The 17,994-nt window shown below is 69.9% G+C and carries 19 protein-coding genes; 10 read left to right on the forward strand and 9 right to left on the reverse strand.

The window, feature by feature from the left end:
* Positions 1-148: 148 nt before the first annotated feature.
* From ABD088_RS11090 to ABD088_RS11110, 5 genes are all read right to left on the reverse strand, one after another.
* Positions 149-784 (reverse strand): maleylpyruvate isomerase family mycothiol-dependent enzyme, encoded by a 636-nt coding sequence (locus ABD088_RS11090; protein WP_343901997.1) that lies wholly within the window; start codon positions 782-784, stop codon positions 149-151.
* Entirely contained in the window at positions 781-1,359 is a 579-nt protein-coding gene (locus ABD088_RS11095; RefSeq protein WP_343901998.1) for a TIGR03086 family metal-binding protein, read from the reverse strand. The genes ABD088_RS11090 and ABD088_RS11095 overlap by 4 nt, the downstream gene beginning before the upstream one ends.
* Positions 1,360-1,471: 112 nt before the next feature.
* Positions 1,472-1,924 (reverse strand): SRPBCC family protein, encoded by a 453-nt coding sequence (locus tag ABD088_RS11100; protein WP_343901999.1) that lies wholly within the window; start codon positions 1,922-1,924, stop codon positions 1,472-1,474.
* Positions 1,925-1,932: 8 nt separating this feature from the next.
* Positions 1,933-2,571, reverse strand: coding sequence for an isochorismatase family protein (locus ABD088_RS11105; RefSeq protein ID WP_343902000.1), 639 nt, complete (start codon positions 2,569-2,571; stop codon positions 1,933-1,935).
* A gap of 15 nt (positions 2,572-2,586) precedes the next feature.
* Complete coding sequence (locus tag ABD088_RS11110; protein ID WP_343902001.1) at positions 2,587-3,900, reverse strand: nicotinate phosphoribosyltransferase; 1,314 nt, start codon at positions 3,898-3,900, stop codon at positions 2,587-2,589.
* Positions 3,901-4,010: 110 nt separating this feature from the next.
* Between ABD088_RS11110 and clpS the strand changes: the two genes are divergently transcribed.
* The 4 genes from clpS to ABD088_RS11130 all read left to right on the forward strand — a co-directional run bounded on the left by clpS (position 4,011) and on the right by ABD088_RS11130 (position 6,753).
* Positions 4,011-4,307 (forward strand): ATP-dependent Clp protease adapter ClpS, encoded by a 297-nt coding sequence (clpS, locus tag ABD088_RS11115; protein ID WP_343902364.1) that lies wholly within the window; start codon positions 4,011-4,013, stop codon positions 4,305-4,307.
* 4 nt (positions 4,308-4,311) lie between these two features.
* Positions 4,312-4,896: a DUF2017 family protein gene (locus ABD088_RS11120; RefSeq protein WP_343902002.1), complete on the forward strand. Its 585-nt coding sequence runs from the start codon at positions 4,312-4,314 to the stop codon at positions 4,894-4,896.
* Positions 4,897-4,960: 64 nt separating this feature from the next.
* Complete coding sequence (gene murI / locus ABD088_RS11125) at positions 4,961-5,896, forward strand: glutamate racemase (protein WP_343902003.1); 936 nt, start codon at positions 4,961-4,963, stop codon at positions 5,894-5,896.
* Entirely contained in the window at positions 5,893-6,753 is an 861-nt protein-coding gene (locus ABD088_RS11130; protein ID WP_343902004.1) for an MBL fold metallo-hydrolase, read from the forward strand. The genes murI and ABD088_RS11130 overlap by 4 nt, the downstream gene beginning before the upstream one ends.
* A gap of 19 nt (positions 6,754-6,772) precedes the next feature.
* Here ABD088_RS11130 and ABD088_RS11135 read toward each other — a convergent pair whose 3' ends face one another.
* Entirely contained in the window at positions 6,773-6,898 is a 126-nt protein-coding gene (locus tag ABD088_RS11135; RefSeq protein WP_343902005.1) for a hypothetical protein, read from the reverse strand.
* 146 nt (positions 6,899-7,044) lie between these two features.
* Between ABD088_RS11135 and rph the strand changes: the two genes are divergently transcribed.
* Positions 7,045-7,797 (forward strand): ribonuclease PH, encoded by a 753-nt coding sequence (rph, locus tag ABD088_RS11140; protein WP_343902006.1) that lies wholly within the window; start codon positions 7,045-7,047, stop codon positions 7,795-7,797.
* Complete coding sequence (gene rdgB / locus ABD088_RS11145; protein ID WP_343902007.1) at positions 7,794-8,423, forward strand: RdgB/HAM1 family non-canonical purine NTP pyrophosphatase; 630 nt, start codon at positions 7,794-7,796, stop codon at positions 8,421-8,423. Before rph ends, rdgB begins: the two co-directional genes overlap by 4 nt.
* Positions 8,424-8,489: 66 nt before the next feature.
* Here the strand turns inward: rdgB and ABD088_RS11150 are convergent, their stop codons facing one another.
* Complete coding sequence (locus tag ABD088_RS11150) at positions 8,490-9,185, reverse strand: DedA family protein (RefSeq protein WP_372710587.1); 696 nt, start codon at positions 9,183-9,185, stop codon at positions 8,490-8,492.
* 117 nt (positions 9,186-9,302) lie between these two features.
* Here ABD088_RS11150 and ABD088_RS11155 point away from each other — a divergent pair, with 117 nt between their 5' ends.
* Positions 9,303-10,310 carry a 3'-5' exonuclease gene (locus ABD088_RS11155; RefSeq protein WP_343902008.1) on the forward strand — a complete coding sequence of 336 codons (1,008 nt, stop codon included), beginning with the start codon at positions 9,303-9,305 and terminating at the stop codon, positions 10,308-10,310.
* Positions 10,311-10,337: 27 nt separating this feature from the next.
* Here the strand turns inward: ABD088_RS11155 and ABD088_RS11160 are convergent, their stop codons facing one another.
* Positions 10,338-11,252 (reverse strand): ADP-ribosylglycohydrolase family protein, encoded by a 915-nt coding sequence (locus ABD088_RS11160; RefSeq protein ID WP_343902009.1) that lies wholly within the window; start codon positions 11,250-11,252, stop codon positions 10,338-10,340.
* A gap of 110 nt (positions 11,253-11,362) precedes the next feature.
* Here ABD088_RS11160 and ABD088_RS11165 point away from each other — a divergent pair, with 110 nt between their 5' ends.
* From ABD088_RS11165 to ABD088_RS11175, 3 genes are all read left to right on the forward strand, one after another.
* Positions 11,363-12,529: an exonuclease SbcCD subunit D gene (locus ABD088_RS11165; RefSeq protein ID WP_343902010.1), complete on the forward strand. Its 1,167-nt coding sequence runs from the start codon at positions 11,363-11,365 to the stop codon at positions 12,527-12,529.
* Complete coding sequence (locus tag ABD088_RS11170) at positions 12,526-15,609, forward strand: AAA family ATPase (protein ID WP_343902011.1); 3,084 nt, start codon at positions 12,526-12,528, stop codon at positions 15,607-15,609. The genes ABD088_RS11165 and ABD088_RS11170 overlap by 4 nt, the downstream gene beginning before the upstream one ends.
* A 64-nt stretch (positions 15,610-15,673) precedes the next feature.
* Complete coding sequence (locus ABD088_RS11175) at positions 15,674-16,957, forward strand: MFS transporter (RefSeq protein WP_343902012.1); 1,284 nt, start codon at positions 15,674-15,676, stop codon at positions 16,955-16,957.
* Between the two features lie 28 nt (positions 16,958-16,985).
* Here the strand turns inward: ABD088_RS11175 and ABD088_RS11180 are convergent, their stop codons facing one another.
* Complete coding sequence (locus tag ABD088_RS11180; RefSeq protein WP_372710551.1) at positions 16,986-17,738, reverse strand: IclR family transcriptional regulator; 753 nt, start codon at positions 17,736-17,738, stop codon at positions 16,986-16,988.
* Between the last annotated feature and the right edge of the window lie 256 nt (positions 17,739-17,994).

Here is a 17,994-nt window from a genome sequence, read left to right on the forward strand (position 1 = left end):
CCGGTTACTTTGACCGATCGGTTCCAGGTGGCCACCAGCGCAACATGCTGCTGGTGGCCACCTCTCGTGTCGCCGGTGTCTGCGGTCGGCCGGAATCCCGCGCAGCGAATACTCGTGCTCTCTGCAGGCCGAATCCGCCATATCCTGCTCAGCAGCGGGAACGCAGGATCTCCACCCCGGGCCCGCGGAGCTCCTCGAGGTAGGCAACGCGGCCGGCCATCACCATCACCAACGCCAGGGTCGGGCCGGTCGCCAAAGGTCCATTGCCTGCTGCGAACGGGCCATCTGACGCGCGCAGCGACAGGCCTGCTGCTCGGCTGCGGCTGGGAACAGTGAAGTTCCGGTGTGCGAAGAAGTCGGCGACCGGGGTCAACGCTTCGACTGCGGGGGTCCGCTTGATCCCGAGGGGGAAGCGGATGTCCTGCGCGTGGACCAGTACTTCACCCAGGTAGGCGGGAAGGTGGGAGGACGGTGCAACGCTGCTGGTGATGATGGCCCGGAACTTCTCCAGCGTTTCAGCGGGCGTGATGCCGCGGTATTCCTGCATGTGGCGCCGGTTGTGGACCTCAGGCCTGAACCGGGCGGCGAGCATGCTGCGCATCCACCGCCACTGGTTCAGGCTGGCAGCGGCGGTGAGATGGGCGAGGACCTCCTCGACGTTCCACCCGCCGCACAGCGTGTCGTGGAGCCATTGGTGGGGCATGGGGCCGGTGAGGTCCTCGGCCAGCGCCAGACGTTCGGCATGGGCGTGGACCCACAGCTGATCGTCGCGTGTTCCCGTCATGGCCGGGTTGCCGTGTCGAGCGGCCGGCCCAGGAAGGCGACGAGGCGGTCGATGGCCGGCGCATCATCGGCGACGGGTTGTGGCTCCTGGAACCGCTGCGCGCGGGGCCCGTCGCCGAGCTGGGTGCGGGCGAACTGCAATGCCGGCACGGCGACGTCATCGGGAACCTCGAAGTGTTGGCCGGTGGCCTGGGCAAGATCCCATCCGTGGGCGAGGAGATCGTAGATCCTGATCTTCAGGCGCTCGGCCGCTGTGGCGTCTCCGAGCGGACCGGTGAAGACCCGTTCCAGGGCCCCTGGTTGCCCGAAGGCGGCCTCCAGAGCGGCAGCGGAAGCCAGATAGGCGCCGATCGGGTCGTCACCCAGGGGGTCCTGGCCCCGTGGCGGCGGGGCCTGTCCGGCGAGCAGGGCGACGAACACCAGGTTCAACCCGGTGAGGTGCCCGAGGATGTCCCGAACGTTCCACTCGGTGCACGGTGTGGGGCGGTCCCATTGGTCGGGGTGGATGCCGCGGACCACCGGTTCAACGGCTGAGTGCGCGCGAGTGAGGGGTTCGATCTGTGACGGTGTATTCATCGGGTCTCCGGAGAGTCAGGGCCGGGGCTCATGCCCTGGTGCGATCGAGGTGGACCTCTTGGAACCATCTTCATCGCTGCCCGGTGCCGCGTCCAGCGCAGGGGAGCGGACCTCAGGCCCGGGTGGGCTCCACGAGGTGGCCGTTACGGGTCTCGATGAGCCGTTGGAGATACCGGGCCAGGATCATCTTCTCCACGAGCCGGCCCACGGGCCCGAAGGGGGCGGTGAAGTCCACGTGGTCCGTCATCGTGGTCACGCCTGCCGCGGAGTCGAAGTCATGGACGTGACGGAACGACGCGAACGGCCCCTTGACCTGTTCATCGACGAAGCGGTGGGGTGCATCCATCTGCGTGATCCGGCTGGTCATGCGCAGCGGTAGCCCAAAGTGCCAGGCCCGCCAGGTGACCTCTTGCCCGACCTGGATCAGACCGTGCGTCACCCCGGCAACTGCCCGTTCGCGGGAGTGGGCCAGTGATGCAGTGTGGGCATCGATGTCGCGGGCCAGGTCGAAGAGCTCGTCGCGGGGCATGGTGCTGCGGGTGGTGCAGGTGAAGGAGGCGGCCACGCGGCGCCCTACGCGTCCTCGTCGATGGTGATCCCGGCCCGGCGGAGCTCCTCGAGCACCGTGGGAACCGTGGCCCGGTGCACCGCCGCCGTCAGCCGGGGGAGCACCGTGGTGTCCAGGCGTGCCCGCACCGCATCCAGCGCGGTGGCCCGGACGCAGAAATCGGTGGCGATGCCGACGATGTCCACGGCGTGGATACGGCGCGTGTTCAGCCATTCGCCCAGGGATTCACCCGAGGTGCCGTCCTGCGATTCGATGGCATCCGCCGTCGTTCCCGGGGCATCTGAAGCGGGGTCTGACAGCACCGCCTCGAAACCCGAGTAGGCGGCCTCGTAGCGTCCCTTGCGGAACGTGGCAGTGATGGCACCGGCCTTGAGGATGGGTGCCAGACCGGGGTGGAGTTCGGCGCCGTCGGTTCCCGCCACGCAGTGCACCGGCCAGGAATCAAGGTAATCGGGTTCGGTGGAGAAGTGCTCGCCGGGGTCGATGTGCCAGTCCTGGGTCGCGAGCACGGCTGCATATTTCCAGCCGTTGTCGCGCAGGTAGGCGGTGATGGCGGCCGCGGTTTCCGCACCTCCCGAGACGCCCAGAGAGCCGCCCTCGCAGAAGTCGTTCTGCACATCGACGATGATCAGGGCGGTTTCCATAGGCTGCGTGTCCTCCTAGACGTGGTCCACGAATTCCGTGGGGATCACCGGCTCGCCACGCTGCAACCGCTTGGAGAGGCCCGGCATCTCCTTCACGCTATCGCGGTGGCGCTGCGTCGCACGCTCCAACCCCGCGTGTCCGGTGAATCCGGGCAACACCTCGCCGCCGGAGACGAAATCGACCAGCAGTTCGCGGTCGTTGCCGTCGGCGGCGGGGCGTTCGCCGATGCCGACGACCTCTGCTGTGGCCCGGCCCCGCTCGTTGAGCCGGCGCAGGGCGTACTTGCGCCCGCCGACGCTGACCTTGTTCTTCGCCGCCTTGGCCACATCGCGGAATTCGCCGTCGTCGCCCTCATGGGAGACCAGCTTGTAGACCATCGAGGCGGTCGGAGCACCGGAACCCGTGACCAGGGCGGTGCCCACGCCGTAGGAATCCACCGGGGCAGAGGCCAGCGCCGCAATGGCGTGCTCGTCCAGGTCGGAGGTGACCATGATGCGGGTGTTGTGGTTGCCCAGTTCGTCCAGCAGGCGCCGGACCCACCGGGCCTGGTCGATCAGGTCACCGGAGTCCAGCCGGACGGCACCCAACTCGGGGCCGGCCACCTCAACGGCGGTGCGCACCCCCTGCTCCACGTCGTAGGTGTCCACCAGCAAGGCGGTCCCGGTCCCCATGGAGGCCACCTGGGCCTCGAAGGCCGCGCGTTCGGAGTCGTGCAGCAGGGTGAAGGAGTGGGCTGCGGTGCCGACGGTCTTCACCCCGTAGTGCAGCCCCGCCTCGAGGTTGGAGGTGCTTTGGAACCCGGCGATCACCGCGGCCCGGGCGGCGGCGACCGCCGAATGCTCCTGGGTGCGGCGTGAACCCATCTCGATGCAGGGGCGGCTGCCCGCTGCGGCGGTCATGCGCGAGGCCGCCGAGGCGATCGCCGAATCGTGGTTGAGCACCGAGAGGACATAGGTCTCCAGGATGCAGGCCTCGGCGAAGGTGGACTCCACCGTGAGGATGGGGGAGTTGGGGAAGTAGAGGTCGCCCTCGGCATACCCGCGGATGTCGCCGGAGAAGCGGTATCCGGCGAGGTACTCCAGCGTGGTGTCGTCCACGACGTTGCGGTCCGCGAGGAAGTCCAGCTGGTCGGTGCCGAACCGGAAGTGCTCCAGCCCCTCCAGGATGCGTCCGGTGCCGGCGACCACGCCGTAGCGGCGGCCGTCGGGCAGGCGGCGGGCAAAGGCCTCGAACACCGAGCGGCGGTGCGCGGCCCCCGAGTGCAGGGACGCCTGGAGCATGGTCAGCTCGTAGTGGTCGGTAAAGAGCGAGGTCGGCTGCTGCCACATGGCTGGGGGGACTCCTCGGATTGATCGGGCGCGGACCGCCCGGCTGCGGCCCGCACCACACTCTATCCGCCGGGGCGTTCCCTGCGCCGTAGAATGAAGGCATGCCTGTCATGACCACTGCCACCGACGTCCTGCCCCGCGGCGAGACTTCCGAACGGCTGGACCTGGACATCCCGTACGTCCTGCTGGTCTGGAACGACCCCGTGAACCTGATGAGCTACGTCAGCTACGTCTTCCGCAGCCACTTCGGCTACACCCAGGCCAAGGCGGACACGCTGATGATGGAAGTCCATGAGCAGGGACGTTCCGTGGTGTCCACCGGATCGCTGGAGAAGATCGAAGCCGACGTCGCCGCCATGCACGCCTATGGGCTCTGGGCCACGTTCCAGCGCGCGGACCAGGGCTGAGCGCGTGGCACGAGCCTTCAAGTCCACGCCCCGCGGCTTCACCGCCCGGCTGGATGCCACCGAACGCGACCTGCTGCGCGGCCTGTTCCAGGACGTTGCCCAGGTCCTGTCCCCCGAGGACGACGGCGAGGCCCCGGGCGGGGAGGTCGACCCGCTCTGGGCCATGGTCGGCATGGATCCCCGCACCCACGCCGCCGGATTCGCCGCTCCCGCAGATGCCGCCGAACGCCGGCTGTTGCCCGATGCAGTCCACGATGACCCCGAGGCCTCGCTGGAGTACCGGAGGCTGACGGAAACCTCATTGCGCGAGACGAAGACCGGCAACCTCAAGGCAGCGGCCCTGGCCATGGAAACCGGGAACCTGGCCTTCGACACCGCGTCAGCGAACCAGTTCGCCCAGGCGTTGAACGATGTGCGCCTGGTGCTGGCCGAGCGGCTGGACCTGCGCACCGAGGCCGATGCCGCGCGCATCGGCGACATGACCGATGCCCGCGATGTCGCCGACGTCGACGAGTACCTGGCGCTGGTCTACAACTTCGTCACCTGGTTGCAGGAGACCCTGATGCAGGCGCTGCTCGGGGACTTGTGACGTGGGCCATATTCGCGTTTGGCTGCTGCCGCGGCGGCCCCGTAGGCAGTATGGTCGGTAGATCATGAACAGCCACCCACCCACGCAGCCCGGGGACGCCGCGTCGGCGGATCGCCGCGCCGCCCGCGAACGCACGGCACCCCTGGGGATCTTCGACTCCGGCGTCGGGGGCCTGACCGTCTCGCGCGCCATCATCGACCAGTTGCCCCATGAATCCACGCTCTACGTCGGGGACACCGCGAACAGCCCGTACGGCCCGTTGCCGATTGCCCAGGTCCGGGCCAACGCCCTGGGCGTCATGGACGAACTGGTCGACGCCGGGGTGAAGCTGCTGGTCATCGCCTGCAACTCCGCCTCCGCCGCGGTGCTGCGCGACGCCCGGGAACGCTACACCGCGCGCTACGGGATCCCCGTCGTCGAAGTCATCCTGCCCGCGGTCCGCCGGGCGGTCGCGGCGACCCGCAACGGGCGCGTCGGTGTCATCGGCACCGAGGCCACCATCGGCTCGCGGGCCTACCAGGACGCCTTTGCCGCGGCCCCCCACCTGCAGATCACCGGGGCCGCCTGCCCGCGGTTCGTCGAATTCGTGGAAAAGGGCATCACGTCCGGCGAGGAACTGCTGCGCACCGCCGAACAGTATCTGGCCCCGCTCAAGGACGCCGGCGTGGACACCCTGGTGTTGGGCTGCACCCACTACCCGCTGCTCACCGGCGTGATCTCCTACGTCATGGGCGACGGGGTGACGCTGGTTTCCAGCGCCGAGGAGACCGCGAAGGACGTCTATGGTGCCTTGATGCGCCATGGCATTGCCAGTGGCACCGGGGAACCGGGCAACCACGAATTCATGTCCACCGGCGACGCCGCATCCTTCGAGGTCCTGGCCCGCCGCTTCCTCGGCCCCGAGGTCCAGGGGGTCCGGCACATCTCCCACGGCGGCACCATCCACCCCACCGGCGAGATCCCTCGCGTGGACCGGATCGACGCGGGGAGCCGGCCATGAAGATGACCATCATCGGCTGCTCGGGCTCGTTCCCCGGCCCCGGGTCGCCGGCCTCCTGCTATCTGGTCACCGCGCACGACGGCGAACGCACCTGGCGGATCCTGCTGGACCTGGGCAGCGGCTCACTGGGCGTGTTGCAGCGCTACATGGACCTGGAGGACATCGACGCGATCTTCCTGTCCCACCTGCACCCTGACCACTGCATGGACCTGTGCGGTCTCCACGTGGCAGTGCACTGGAACCCGAACGGCTGGAACCGTGACCGCATCACCGTCTGGGGCCCCGCGGCCACCGCCGACCGGATGGCCACCGCCTACGGCCTGGAACTGCAACCGGGCATGCACGAGGACTTCGACTTCAACCACTGGGTGCCCCGCGCCCCCGTGAAGCTGGGCCCCTTCACCGTCTCCGCGATCCCGGTGCGGCACCCCGTCGAGGAGGCCTATGCCCTGCGCGTGGAAGCCACCGAGACCCTGCAGGACGGGTCGGTACGCACCTCAGTGCTGGCCTACTCGGGGGACACCGACACCTGTGAGGGGCTCGTGGAGGCGGCGCGCGACGCCGACATGTTCCTCTGCGAAGCGGCCTTCGAGGAGGGGCGCGACGACGCCATCGACGGAGTGCACCTGACCGGCAAGCGCGCCGGCGAGATGGCCACCGCCGCCGAGGCGAAGCGCCTGCTACTGACCCACATCCCCGTCTGGACCGACATCAACACCGTCGTCGACGAGGCCAAGACCACGTACGACGGCGGATTGGCCATCGCGGTCTCGGGGGTCACCTACGGCGTGTGGTCCGGCGACCGGCTCGGCGAGCCCAAGGTCCGGCCGGTCCCGCGGGACCCCACCCGCGGCTGAGCCGCGGGCCTTGGTCCGCTCAGCCCAGTCGTTCGGCCAGGGAAACGATGATGCCCTCCGGGCCCAGACCGGTGAAGAAGACGACCGCGGCTTCCAGACTGACGACGGTGATCCCCACATGGTCCATCCGTAGTATTCCGGGCATGGCCGCAGTCCCCTGGACTCGTCGGGTCCGCCGGCGTGTGCCGACCGGGGGTCGAAACGCCACGCCGGTCAGGCGGCGCGGACCAGAGGTTGGCGGAGCCGTTCCCGGTTCGGTGCCCGCCGTCCTCGGACCCTAGACTGGAAGGCATGACTACTGGTTCGAACACATCCTCCGTCCAGCGCGCCGACGGGCGCGGCACCGCAGAACTGCGGCCCATTTCCATCACCCGCGGGTGGTCCCGCCAGGCCGAGGGTTCGGCCCTGATCGAATTCGGCAACACCCGCGTGTTGTGCACCGCATCGTTCACCGCCGGGGTTCCGCGCTGGCTGAAGGGCGAGGGAACCGGCTGGGTCACCGCCGAATACGCCATGCTGCCCCGGGCCACCAACACCCGCAACAGCCGCGAATCGGTCAAGGGCAAGATCGGTGGTCGCACCCACGAGATCTCCCGCCTCATCGGACGCTCCCTGCGTTCGGTCATCGACACCAAGGCGCTGGGCGAGAACACCATCGTGCTGGACTGCGACGTCCTCCAGGCCGACGGCGGAACCCGCACCGCGGCGATCACCGGCGCCTACGTGGCCCTCGCCGACGCGATCGCTTGGGCCCAGGGCGAGAAGCTCATCCCCGCCAAGGCCACGGTGCTCACCGACAGCGTCTCGGCGATCTCCGTGGGCATCATCGACGGCACCCCGATGCTGGACCTGCCCTACGTGGAGGATGTGCGCGCCGAAACCGACATGAACGTCGTGGTCACCGGAAGCGGCGACTTCGTCGAGGTCCAGGGCACCGCGGAGGGCGCCCCGTTCAAGCGCGACGAACTCGACGCCCTGCTGGATCTGGCACTCTCCGGCACGTCCGAGCTGGCCGTCATCCAGCGCGAAACCCTCGGCAAGTGACGACGGCCGAACCCCGGCTGGTCCTGGCCACCCACAACCAGGGCAAGCTGCGCGAACTGCGCGAACTGCTGCGCGGGCAGGTCCCCGGCCTGGACGTGGACACGCAGGTCGTCGACGCGGGGGCCGTGGGCGCCCCGGATGTGCGCGAAACCGGGGTGACCTTCGAAGCCAACGCGTTGCTGAAGGCCCACGCCGTCGCCCAGTCCACCGGGCTGCCGTCGATCGCCGACGACTCGGGGCTTGCCGTGGACGTCCTCGGTGGCGCCCCGGGCATCTTCTCCGCCCGCTGGGCCGGGCGCCATGGCGATGACCAGGAGAACCTGGAACTGCTGCTGGCCCAACTGGGAGACATCGACGCCGGGCACCGGGGCGCCTCGTTCGTCTGCGCCGCTGCCCTGGCGTTGCCCGATGGCACCGAACGGGTCGAGCTGGGGCGGCTGGCCGGAACCTTGCTGACGGCCCCGCGGGGGGCGGGTGGTTTCGGTTACGACCCGATCCTGCAGCCCGAGGGAACCGAACTCAGCTGCGCCGAGCTGACCAGCGAGGCGAAGAACGCCATCAGCCACCGCGGCCAGGCCTTCCGGGCGTTGATGCCCCACCTCGTCGAGGTCCTGCGAAACCACTAGGTGACCTGATGCACCACGCCCCCTGGTCCGTCATCGGACCAGGGGGCGTGGTGTTCTCCCGTGCGGCTACTTCTTGGCGGCCGGCTTGCGACGGGCCTTGAGCAGTTCGAAGACGATGGGCAACACCGAGACCAGCACGATGACCACGAAGATGATGTCGATGTTGTTGCCGACCCATTCGTACTGGCCGAGCCAGTGGCCCAGCAGGGTCACCCCGACGCCCCACAGCAGGGCACCGATGAGGTTGAAGCTGATGAACGTGGCGTAGTGCATCTTGGCGACGCCGGCGATGACGGGCACGAACGTGCGCACGATCGGCACGAACCGGGCCAGGATGACCGCCCGCCCGCCGAAGCGTTCGAAGAACTCGTGGGCCTTGTCGACGTATTCCTTCTTGAAGAACCGCGAATCCGGTTTGTTGAAGACCGCAGGGCCGGCCTTGCGCCCGATCAGGTATCCGGTCTGGTCGCCGGCGAAGGCCGCCACGAAGACGCACAGCGCGAACAACCACAGGTTCACGTCGATCGCCCCGGTGGCCACCAGCAACCCGGCGGTGAACAGCATCGAATCGCCGGGCAGGAAGAAACCGACCAGCAGGCCGGTCTCGGCGAACACGATCCCGCACACCAGCAGGATGATCCAGGGGGCCAGCGCCGGATCGCGCAGGAAGACATCGGGGTTCAGGAAGTCCGGCAGCAGGCCGGCCATCTGGGGTTTCAGGAGGGTTGCGGCGTCCAGGGCCGGGCTCAGGGCGTCAAGTATCACCTGCCCAGCTTACCGGCGGACCTCCCCGAAACCGCCCGATGCCGCACCCGGCGTCAAAGTGTGGGCAGATTCCCAGCTGCGCCCGGCACCACGCCGCGCCGGTAGTATGGGTGGGTGGCTTTGGACTTTACGGCGATCGACTTCGAGACGGCCAATGGATTCCGGGGGTCGGCCTGCTCGGTCGGTCTGAGCCGGGTCCGCGACGGGGTGATCGTCGAGGAGACCCAGTGGCTGATGCGCCCGCCCGCCGGCTTCGACCACTTCGATCCGCGCAACGTGCAGATCCACGGCATCACCGCCGACATGGTGGCCCGCGCGCCCCGCTTCGGTGAGCTCTTCGCCCCGCTGGCAGCGTTCATCGGATCCGATACCCTCGTGGCCCACAACGCAGCCTTCGACCTGGGCGTCATCCGCTCCGCCTTGGAGGTCTCCGAACTGGCCGGCCCGGCCTACGATTTCGCCTGCACCGTCAAACTGGCCCGCAAGACGTATTCGCTGGAGTCCTACTCGCTGCCCTTCGTCGCCGAGGCAGCCGGCGCGCCGATGACCAACCACCACGACGCCCTGGCCGATGCCCGCGCCTGCGCTTCGATCATGATCGATGTGGGTCACCGGCACGCCGCCGATTCGGTGTCGGCGGCCGCAACCGCCACCCGGGTGGCCATGGGCCGCGCCGAGGCCTACGTGCCGGGCGACGGGTTGTCCAAGGCCACGGAGACGGCCCAATCCCATCGCGCTTCCGGCCAATTGGTCCCCGCGCAGCCGCAGTGGGCCGGTGGCTGGCCCACCGAGGGCGAAAACCCGATCCCCAACCCGGACGCGGATCCGTCCCACCCGCTGTGCGGGGAGACCGTGGTGTTCAGCGGCAACCTGGCCATCACCCGGCCGGACGCCAAGCAGCGCGCGGCGGAGGTCGGCGCGTTCTGCGCCAGCCGGGTCACCCGGGCCACCACGGTGCTGGTGGTCGGCGACGGTTTCACCCCGGCCAACCTGCACACCTCCCGCCAGACCAGCAAGGTGCGCCATGCGCTGCGCCTGCGCGAACAGGGCCGCGAGGTCGCCCTGCTGACCGAAGGCGAATTCCTGCAACTGGTCGGCGGCTTCTGGCCCGCCAGCGCCTAGACCCGGCGCCGCATCCGCGCCCGGGGCCTACGGGACTGACGGGGCGGTGCCCAACACTGCCGTGACCCAGCGGTGGTGCATCTGCTCGATCACCGCTCCCGTGGCGGACGGCCCAGGGTGTTCGCCACGCCGGTACCCCACGGCCGAGGCCACCAGGGCAGCGGCGTAGCCTGCAGTATCCGGATCCACGTCCCGGCCCAGACGCTGGACGACGGCGGTGGCCGGCTCCTGGCCCGCCTCGCCGGCGGCGAGCTGGTCCAGTGCCGCAGCAAGGGCCGCGCGCAGCGCTCCCAGGGCAGCGCCGTCGTCGTTCCCTGTCTCCTGGAGCAGCTCCGTCCAGCGCGCCGGTGCCTGCGCCCCCAGATCGAGTCCGGCACGCACCGCCCGGCCGGCCAGCCCGGCAGCACGGTGTGCGGCGGGGGAGCCGTGGGTCAGGGCTGCGGCGTCGGTGGACAGCCGGGCCGTCATGTCCTCATCGACCCGGGGCAGCAGGGCCATGGCGGCGGCCCGGGGCAGGACCCCGGGGCCGTCGGCGGAGGGGAAGGCGGGGCGGCCGGTGCTGGCCATCTCCGGCCGGGCCAGCGCCACCAGGTTCTGCGGGTCGGCGGGGGCCAGGGGGCCCGCGGAATCCAGCACGTGGTCGATCCAGCGGGGGAGCGGCTCGGGCGATCCAGCCGGGAAGGAACCGGTGGCCGCCTTGAACCAGCGCAGCCCGGCCAGCCACATGCACGCCGCCTCGTCGGCGGATACCCCGTCGTTGGCCCACTCCACTGCCTCGAGCAGGCCGTCCAGCAGGAACAGTTGCAGGGTCTCCGTCTCACCCGGTCCCGGGGCCGGGGTCGGACGGGCGGCCGCAGCACCGTCGGCGGTGGCCTGCAGGATGGCGCCGACGCGGTCGGCATATTCGGGGCGGGGCTCGAGGTCGTGCTGGGGTGAAGTCACCGGAACAGTCTACCGAGGCCCCCGCCGGCGGACGGCCCACCCGGGAGGCGGCGATCCACAGCCTGGCCGGCCCGTCCCGATCTGTCGGCCACGCTCGATAGTCTGGGTTCATGCGGATCCTGCACACCTCCGACTGGCACCTGGGCCGGTCCTTCCACGGCGCCGGCCTGATGGAGGCCCAACGCGGCTTCATCGACGCCCTGCTTGAAACGGTCACCACCGAACGCGTCGAGGTGGTCCTCATCGCCGGAGACGTGTATGACCGGGCGCTGCCCTCCGTCGATGCCGTCACGCTGTTCGATGACGCCATCGTGCGGCTGCGCGCCGCCGGCGCCACCGTGATCGCCACCAGCGGCAACCACGATTCGGCGTTGCGGCTGGGATTCGGCTCCCGCCTGCTCGAACGCGCCGGGCTGCACCTGCGCACCCAGGTCGCGGATCTGGACACCCCCATCCTGCTCGACGGCGGCGACTTCACCCTGGCGGTCTACGGCCTGCCGTACCTGGAACCACGGATGGTCGCCGATACCCTCGGCGTCGAGGCACCCGGCCACCAGCCGGTGATCCGCGCGGCAATGGACCGGGTCCGGACCGAGCTGGCGACCCGTCGCGCGGAGGCCACCGGCCCGGTCCGCTCCCTGGTCATGGCCCACGTCTTCGCGGCCAGCGGCCAGTCCAGTGACTCCGAACGCGAGTTGAGCATCGGCGGTCTGGACATCGTGCCCATCGAGGAGTTCGGCGACGTGGACTACGCAGCCCTGGGGCACCTGCACGGCCGGCAACGGCTGGCCGAAACCATCCGCTACTCCGGCTCGCCGATCGCCTATTCGTTCTCCGAGGCCACCCACCGCAAGGGCGCCTGGCTGCTGGACCTCACCGCCGACGGCGTCACCTCCATCGAAGCGGTCGACTGGCCCGCAGCCACGTCGCTGCGCGTGCTGCGCGGGCAACTGGAGGAGCTGATGGCGGATGCCTCCCTGGCCGACGCCGAAAACGCCTGGTGCCAGATCACGCTGACCGACCGGGACCGCCCGGCCCAGGCGATGGAACGGTTGCGCACCCGCTTCCCCGGCACCCTGGTGCTTCATTTCGAACCCGAGGGCCGCCCCGCCGACGTCGAACGGACCTACCGCGACCGGCTCGCCGCCGCCGAAAGCCCCTTGGACGTCTGCACCGGGTTCATCGACCACGTCAGGCAACGCCAGCCCTCGGAGCAGGAGGCCACCCTGCTGGCCCGGATCCTCGCCGAGGCCACGAGTTCGCAGGGGGCCCGATGAGGATCCACCACCTGGAGGTCGCTGCGTTCGGTCCCTTCGCCCACCGCCAGTCGATCGACTTCGACGAACTCTCCGCCGCGGGCCTCTTCCTGCTCAACGGCGAAACCGGGGCCGGCAAGACCAGCATCCTGGATGCCATCTGCTATGCGCTCTATGGCAGCCTGCCGGGCACCCGCGAGGGGTCCAAGTCGCTGCGCAGCGACCATGCCGGCCCGGCGGATGAACCGGAAGTCGTGCTGGACTTCAGTACCGGTGGCCGCCGTTTCGAGGTCCGCCGCTCCCCGCAATGGCAGCGTCCCTCCAAGAGGGGCGCGGGAAAGACCACGACGGCGCAGGCCCAAAGCAGGCTCCGCGAATTCGTGGACGGCAGCTGGCGGGAACGCTCCACCCGCAACGATGAGGTCGCCGCCGAACTGCTCGAGGTCATCGGGCTGGGCAAGAACGAATTCACCCGGGTGGCCATGCTCCCGCAGGGGGCCTTCGCCGCGTTCCTGCGCGCCAAGGACAGCGAACGCGAATCACTGCTCAAGACGCTCTTCGACACCCGCCTCTACGGCAGCGTCGAGACACTGCTGGCCGAGGAACTCACCGCGGCCCGCACTGCAGCAGAGGACGCCGAACGCTCGCGTTCCACAGCCATCGCCCAGCTCATCGACGACGGCACGGCCTCCCTGTACGACGACGGTGCCCCGGTTCCCGAGGCACTCACCGCCGAGGACACCGACACCGATGGCCTGCTCGGGCTCCTCGCCGCACGCCTGGTGGAGCGCACCACGGGGCTTGCTGCCGAACGGACGGCAGCCGACACCGCGGCCGCCGCCGCACGGTCTGCGGCCACGGCGCTCACCGAGGTGGCCGAACGCCACCGTGCCCTGGCCGAACTGCAGACCTTGCGCGCCGCCCACGCGGCACGGTCCGAACACGTGGCGGACGTCGAGGCCCGGCTGGCCCTGGACGCACGGGCCGGCGGGCTCGCGGGGGCAGACACCGCGCGCCGCCGTGCCACCCAGGCGGTGGAATCCGCCGAAGCCGCGCTTCAAAGCGCACACCACGGAACCGCTGACGGACTCGCCGCCAGTTATCTGGCCCAGGCTCCCGACGAGCAGGCCGGGGCAGCGCCCGTGTCGGGGGAGGGGGCCCTCGCGGCCCGCGCCGCGGACGCCGCGTCCCGGGCTACCGGTGACGCAGCAGTCCTGGCTGCTGCCCTGCCCGATGAGGCCGAGCTGGCCGAGCGTACCGCCGAGCTGGCCACCGCGCGGGCGGATCATGTCCGGCGCACGGCTGTGCATGATGAGGCCCGTGCGGAACAGGAGCGGGTGGAGGCCTCGCTGCCCGGACTGCGCGAGCGCGCGGAGGCCCTGGCCGGAAGCGCCACACGGGTGCCGGTGCTCACGGCAGCACGCGATGCCGCGAGGCTCCGGGTCGGGGCGGTGGCCGCTCGTGCCGAGGCGGAGGCCATCGCCACCGCAGCCCACGCGGACTGGGTGGTTGCGAAGGACCGCCAGCTGGCGGATCGGGAACGGCTTCTCGAGCTCGGGCGCACGCGGTTGGCCCAAGCCGCCGCAGCCCTGGCCCGCGAACTGGTTCCCGGCCAGCCGTGCCTGGTGTGCGGTTCCCCCGAGCATCCGGCGCCGGCCGCGGTCACCGACGGCGTCCTCATCGAGGAGGCAGACGAGGAAGCCGCCCGCGACCACGCACAGTCCAGCGAGGCCGCGGAGGCAACAGCGGCCGTTCGCCTACGCGATGCCCGCGCCGCAGCTTCCCAGGCCGCAGGCCAGGCGGGGGACTCCAGTGCCGAGGAAGCGGCCGCGGCACTGGCCACCGCCGAGAAGGAACTGGACGAGGCAACTGCCGATGCCCGCGACGCCGAGCGAGCCGGTGCCGATCTGGCAGAGGCCAGCGCGGCAGGTGAACGACTGCGCGCCACCACGACGGAGGAAACCGCGGCGCTGGCCGTCCTGACCTCACGCATCGGGCACCTGGCGAGCGAGGTCGCCACCGTGGAAACCCGGCTGGCCACTTTGCGCGGCGGCGAGGAATCACTGAAAGCCAGACACGGGCGCATCCTGGAAGCACAGAAGGCCCTTGAGGGTCTGGCCGAGGCCGCCCGGGGTCTCGACCAGGCCAGGGACGCTGCCTCCTCCGCCGCACACACGTGGGAGGACGAGCGCTCGGCTGCAGGGTTCGACGACGACGCGGCCTGGTCCGCTGCCATCCTCGACGCAGGTACCCGCACCGCAGCGCAGGCCGAGGTCGAGGGGTTCGCCGCCGAACGCGTGCGGATCGAGACCCTGGCGGGAACCGAAGCGGTGGCCACGGCCCACGCCGAAGCAGAGCGGGGGATCGGTGCCCCGGACCAGGAACAGCTGGACCAGGCGTCCGTGACGGCGGCGGAGGCCGCTGCCGCCCGTGACGCGGTGCTGCAACGCGACGCGGTCCTGCGCTCCTACGCCAGCCGCTTCGAGAAGCGCGGCGAGGGCTTGCGCCGGTTGGAGGGCACCCAGGGCACCGTGCTGCAGCGCTACCAGACGGTGAAGTCCCTCGCCGAGCTAGCCCGCGGAGGCGGGGAGAACCGATTCAAGATGACCCTGTCCACCTACGTGCTGGCCGCCCGGCTGGAGGCCGTCGCTGCAGCAGCCACCGAACGCCTGCTGGTCATGACCGGTGAACGCTACGCCCTGGTCCACGACGACAGCCCGAAGGGCAATGCCAAATCGGGGCTCGGCCTGAACGTCCTCGACGCCTGGACCGGACAACGACGCGACACGCAAACCCTGTCCGGCGGCGAGTCCTTCATGGCCTCGCTGGCCCTGGCCCTCGGACTGGCCGACGTCATCCAGCAGCAGTCAGGCGGAATCGATATCGAGACGCTGTTCGTCGACGAGGGCTTCGGGTCCCTCGACGAGGGGGCGCTCGAAATGGTCATGGACGCCCTGGATGGGCTACGCCGCGGTGGCCGGGTCGTGGGGCTGGTCAGCCACGTCGCGGAGATGAAACAGCGCATCCCGGCCCAACTGCGCGTCCGCAAGGAACGCACGGGTTCCACCGCCCAAGTGGTCATGGCCGACCCGGTAGAATAGCGGTGTCAGGGTTGGGCGCTCCGGGTGGTTGGGACGGGCGCGCTATCGAGGAACCCTGAACCAGATGAACACCCAGACTTCACCCTCCGACGCAGACCCGCGCTCCGAGGCTGCAGGCGGCGGGAACTTCCGCGGCCTGTTGGAATTGGCGGGACCCGCATTCTTCCCGCTGGCCTTCTTCGCCCGGCTGCCGTTGGCCATGTTGACCATCGGCACCTTGACCCTCATCAGCACCGCCACCGGTTCCTACGCCAGCGGCGGCGTCGCCGCCGGCGCGGTGGGCATTGGATCGGCCATCGGCGCTCCACTGCTCGGCTACTCGGCCGACCGGTGGGGGCAACGCCTCGTCCTGGTCCCGGCCGCCTTGGCCCATGCCCTGATCGTCGCCGGCCTCATCGTCTCCGGAGCCGGCCTCATCGCTGGCGTCCCCACACTCCTGGTCATCGTCATCGCCTTCCTGGCCGGTGCGACCTGCCCGCAGGTGGGGCCGTTGGCCCGCGTGCGGTGGATGGCGTTGACCGCGGGACGTCGTCGCGGACGCCGCGAACTCGAAACAGCACTGAGCTACGAGAGCACCGTCGACGAATTGACCTTCGTCATGGGCCCGGCGTTGGTCGGCGTGCTGGCCTCGCTGGTCGCGCCCTGGCTGCCGCTGGCACTGGCCGCGGTGTTGACTGCCGCCCTCGTGCCGGTCTTTGCCGTCCACCCCACTGGCCGGGCAGTGCAACCGCATCGCCCCACCGGCGAGCCCGCCGCAGGCTCCGGCTGGGTGCGTGGGCGCATCGTCCGCGTGGGACTGTGCGTGCTGGGCATGATCGGGATGGGAACACTGTTCGGCTCGGTCTCGGCCGGGGCAGTGTCCTTCGCCGGCATCTTCGGAAACGCCAGCGCCGGCGGTCTGCTCTACGCTGCACTCGGGCTGACATCGGCGATGGCCGCGCTTTCGGTCTCGTTCTGGCCGCACGGCTGGGCGCAACCGGTCCGTTGGGCCGCCTGCGCAGTGCTGCTGATCCCCTTGGCGCTGCTGCTTCAGGTTCCCGATTCCATAGGTTCCATGGTGGTATTCCTGTTGCTGATCGGACTGCCCATCGGCCCGATCATGGTCACGATCTTCACCGTCGGGGGAGACGTCGCACCCCTGGGTCGGATGGGAACCGTAATGACCATGCTCGCCAGCGGGATCGTCGTGGGAACCGCGATCGGCAACGGCCTGTCGGGAATCCTGGCCGATCTGGTCGGGCCGCACGGGGCCTTCCTCGTCGCAGCAGGTGCCGCGGTGCTGTTGTTCGTCTCCGGCGCCGGCATGTTTGTGCTGGGCCGCTTTCGACGCACGCCGGCGGCGGACTAGGCCCGAGTCCCGCCCAGCGCCAGCGGCATCAGGAACCCAAGGCGCGTTCGACGGCCACCGCAGCTGCCGAAACCTGCCGCCCCACCTCGTCGACGTCGATGGTCCGCGTGGCCGTGGCATAGACCACCGCCAACGCGGCTGGGTCTTGTCCCGGGATGCGCAAGGGGGCCGCCAGGGACGTCACGCCGGGGATGACCTCATCGATGCTGGTCGCGTAGCCGCAGTCGCCGGCCCGGGCCGCCTCGTCGCGCCAGGGGTGGCCCGGGGCGACATGTTCCCACTCGGCGGGCGTCATGGTGGACTGGATGGCTATGCCGGGTGCGCCCCGTGAGAGCGGGTGGCGCGAGCCGGGACGTTGGAGCACCGTGGCGTGCCCCTGCCGCGGTTCCACGGTGACCAGCGTGACGCAGTCATCGTGGTCCCACACCACGATGAAGGCACTCATCTGCAGGTCGTTGGCCAGGATGGTCAATTCCGGGAGGGCTGCCGATTGCAGATCCCGCTGGACTCCTCGCGCCAAGGCTGCCAGCCCGGGAGCCCCCTGCAGGCGTCCGGACTCGTCCCGGCGCACCAGTGAGTGGTCTTCCAAAGTGCGCAGGATCCGGTAGGCGATGGAGCGGTGAACGCCGAGTTCCTCGGCCAGTTCGGCGATCGTCGGGGCATCCTGCCGGTCGGTGATGATCTCCAGGGCGCGGAGCCCACGCGACAACGTCTGGGCCGGTGAACTGCCCGGTGCATGTTCGGTCACGAGGTACTGCCTCCGGTAAGGTGCGGGAGGCATCCGCTGGGGGGAGAAGGCCTCTGGTGCCGACAGGGTGTTCTGCCAAGGAACTATGAGTTCGAATATAGAACACTAGCATCGTCCGGGCAACCATGCGCCGACCCTCCTCGAGCGGGGTGGCGCGGCCGGCCGTGGTGCCACCCGACGCGTCGCCGTATTTGACGAGAAGTTGACGAGCGGCAGGTTATGATGAGCTGGATCACAATTACCGTCCGATTGGTCGGTAACGCACCGCGCGCCCTGTGGCGCCGAATTT

The organism is Arthrobacter rhombi, assembly GCF_039526245.1.
Classification (GTDB): Bacteria; Actinomycetota; Actinomycetes; order Actinomycetales; family Micrococcaceae; genus Arthrobacter_H; species Arthrobacter_H rhombi.

Coding starts and splice junctions, on each gene's coding strand:
- ABD088_RS11170 (WP_343902011.1), top strand. CDS start 12,526: ATGAGGATCCACCACCTGGAGGTCGCTGCGTTCGGTCCCTTCGCCCAC.
- ABD088_RS11175 (WP_343902012.1), top strand. CDS start 15,674: ATGAACACCCAGACTTCACCCTCCGACGCAGACCCGCGCTCCGAGGCT.
- ABD088_RS11090 (WP_343901997.1), bottom strand. CDS start 784: ATGACGGGAACACGCGACGATCAGCTGTGGGTCCACGCCCATGCCGAA.
- ABD088_RS11095 (WP_343901998.1), bottom strand. CDS start 1,359: ATGAATACACCGTCACAGATCGAACCCCTCACTCGCGCGCACTCAGCC.
- ABD088_RS11110 (WP_343902001.1), bottom strand. CDS start 3,900: ATGTGGCAGCAGCCGACCTCGCTCTTTACCGACCACTACGAGCTGACC.
- clpS (WP_343902364.1), top strand. CDS start 4,011: ATGACCACTGCCACCGACGTCCTGCCCCGCGGCGAGACTTCCGAACGG.
- ABD088_RS11135 (WP_343902005.1), bottom strand. CDS start 6,898: ATGCCCGGAATACTACGGATGGACCATGTGGGGATCACCGTCGTCAGT.
- ABD088_RS11130 (WP_343902004.1), top strand. CDS start 5,893: ATGAAGATGACCATCATCGGCTGCTCGGGCTCGTTCCCCGGCCCCGGG.
- ABD088_RS11105 (WP_343902000.1), bottom strand. CDS start 2,571: ATGGAAACCGCCCTGATCATCGTCGATGTGCAGAACGACTTCTGCGAG.
- ABD088_RS11180 (WP_372710551.1), bottom strand. CDS start 17,738: ATGCCTCCCGCACCTTACCGGAGGCAGTACCTCGTGACCGAACATGCA.
- ABD088_RS11165 (WP_343902010.1), top strand. CDS start 11,363: ATGCGGATCCTGCACACCTCCGACTGGCACCTGGGCCGGTCCTTCCAC.
- murI (WP_343902003.1), top strand. CDS start 4,961: ATGAACAGCCACCCACCCACGCAGCCCGGGGACGCCGCGTCGGCGGAT.
- rph (WP_343902006.1), top strand. CDS start 7,045: ATGACTACTGGTTCGAACACATCCTCCGTCCAGCGCGCCGACGGGCGC.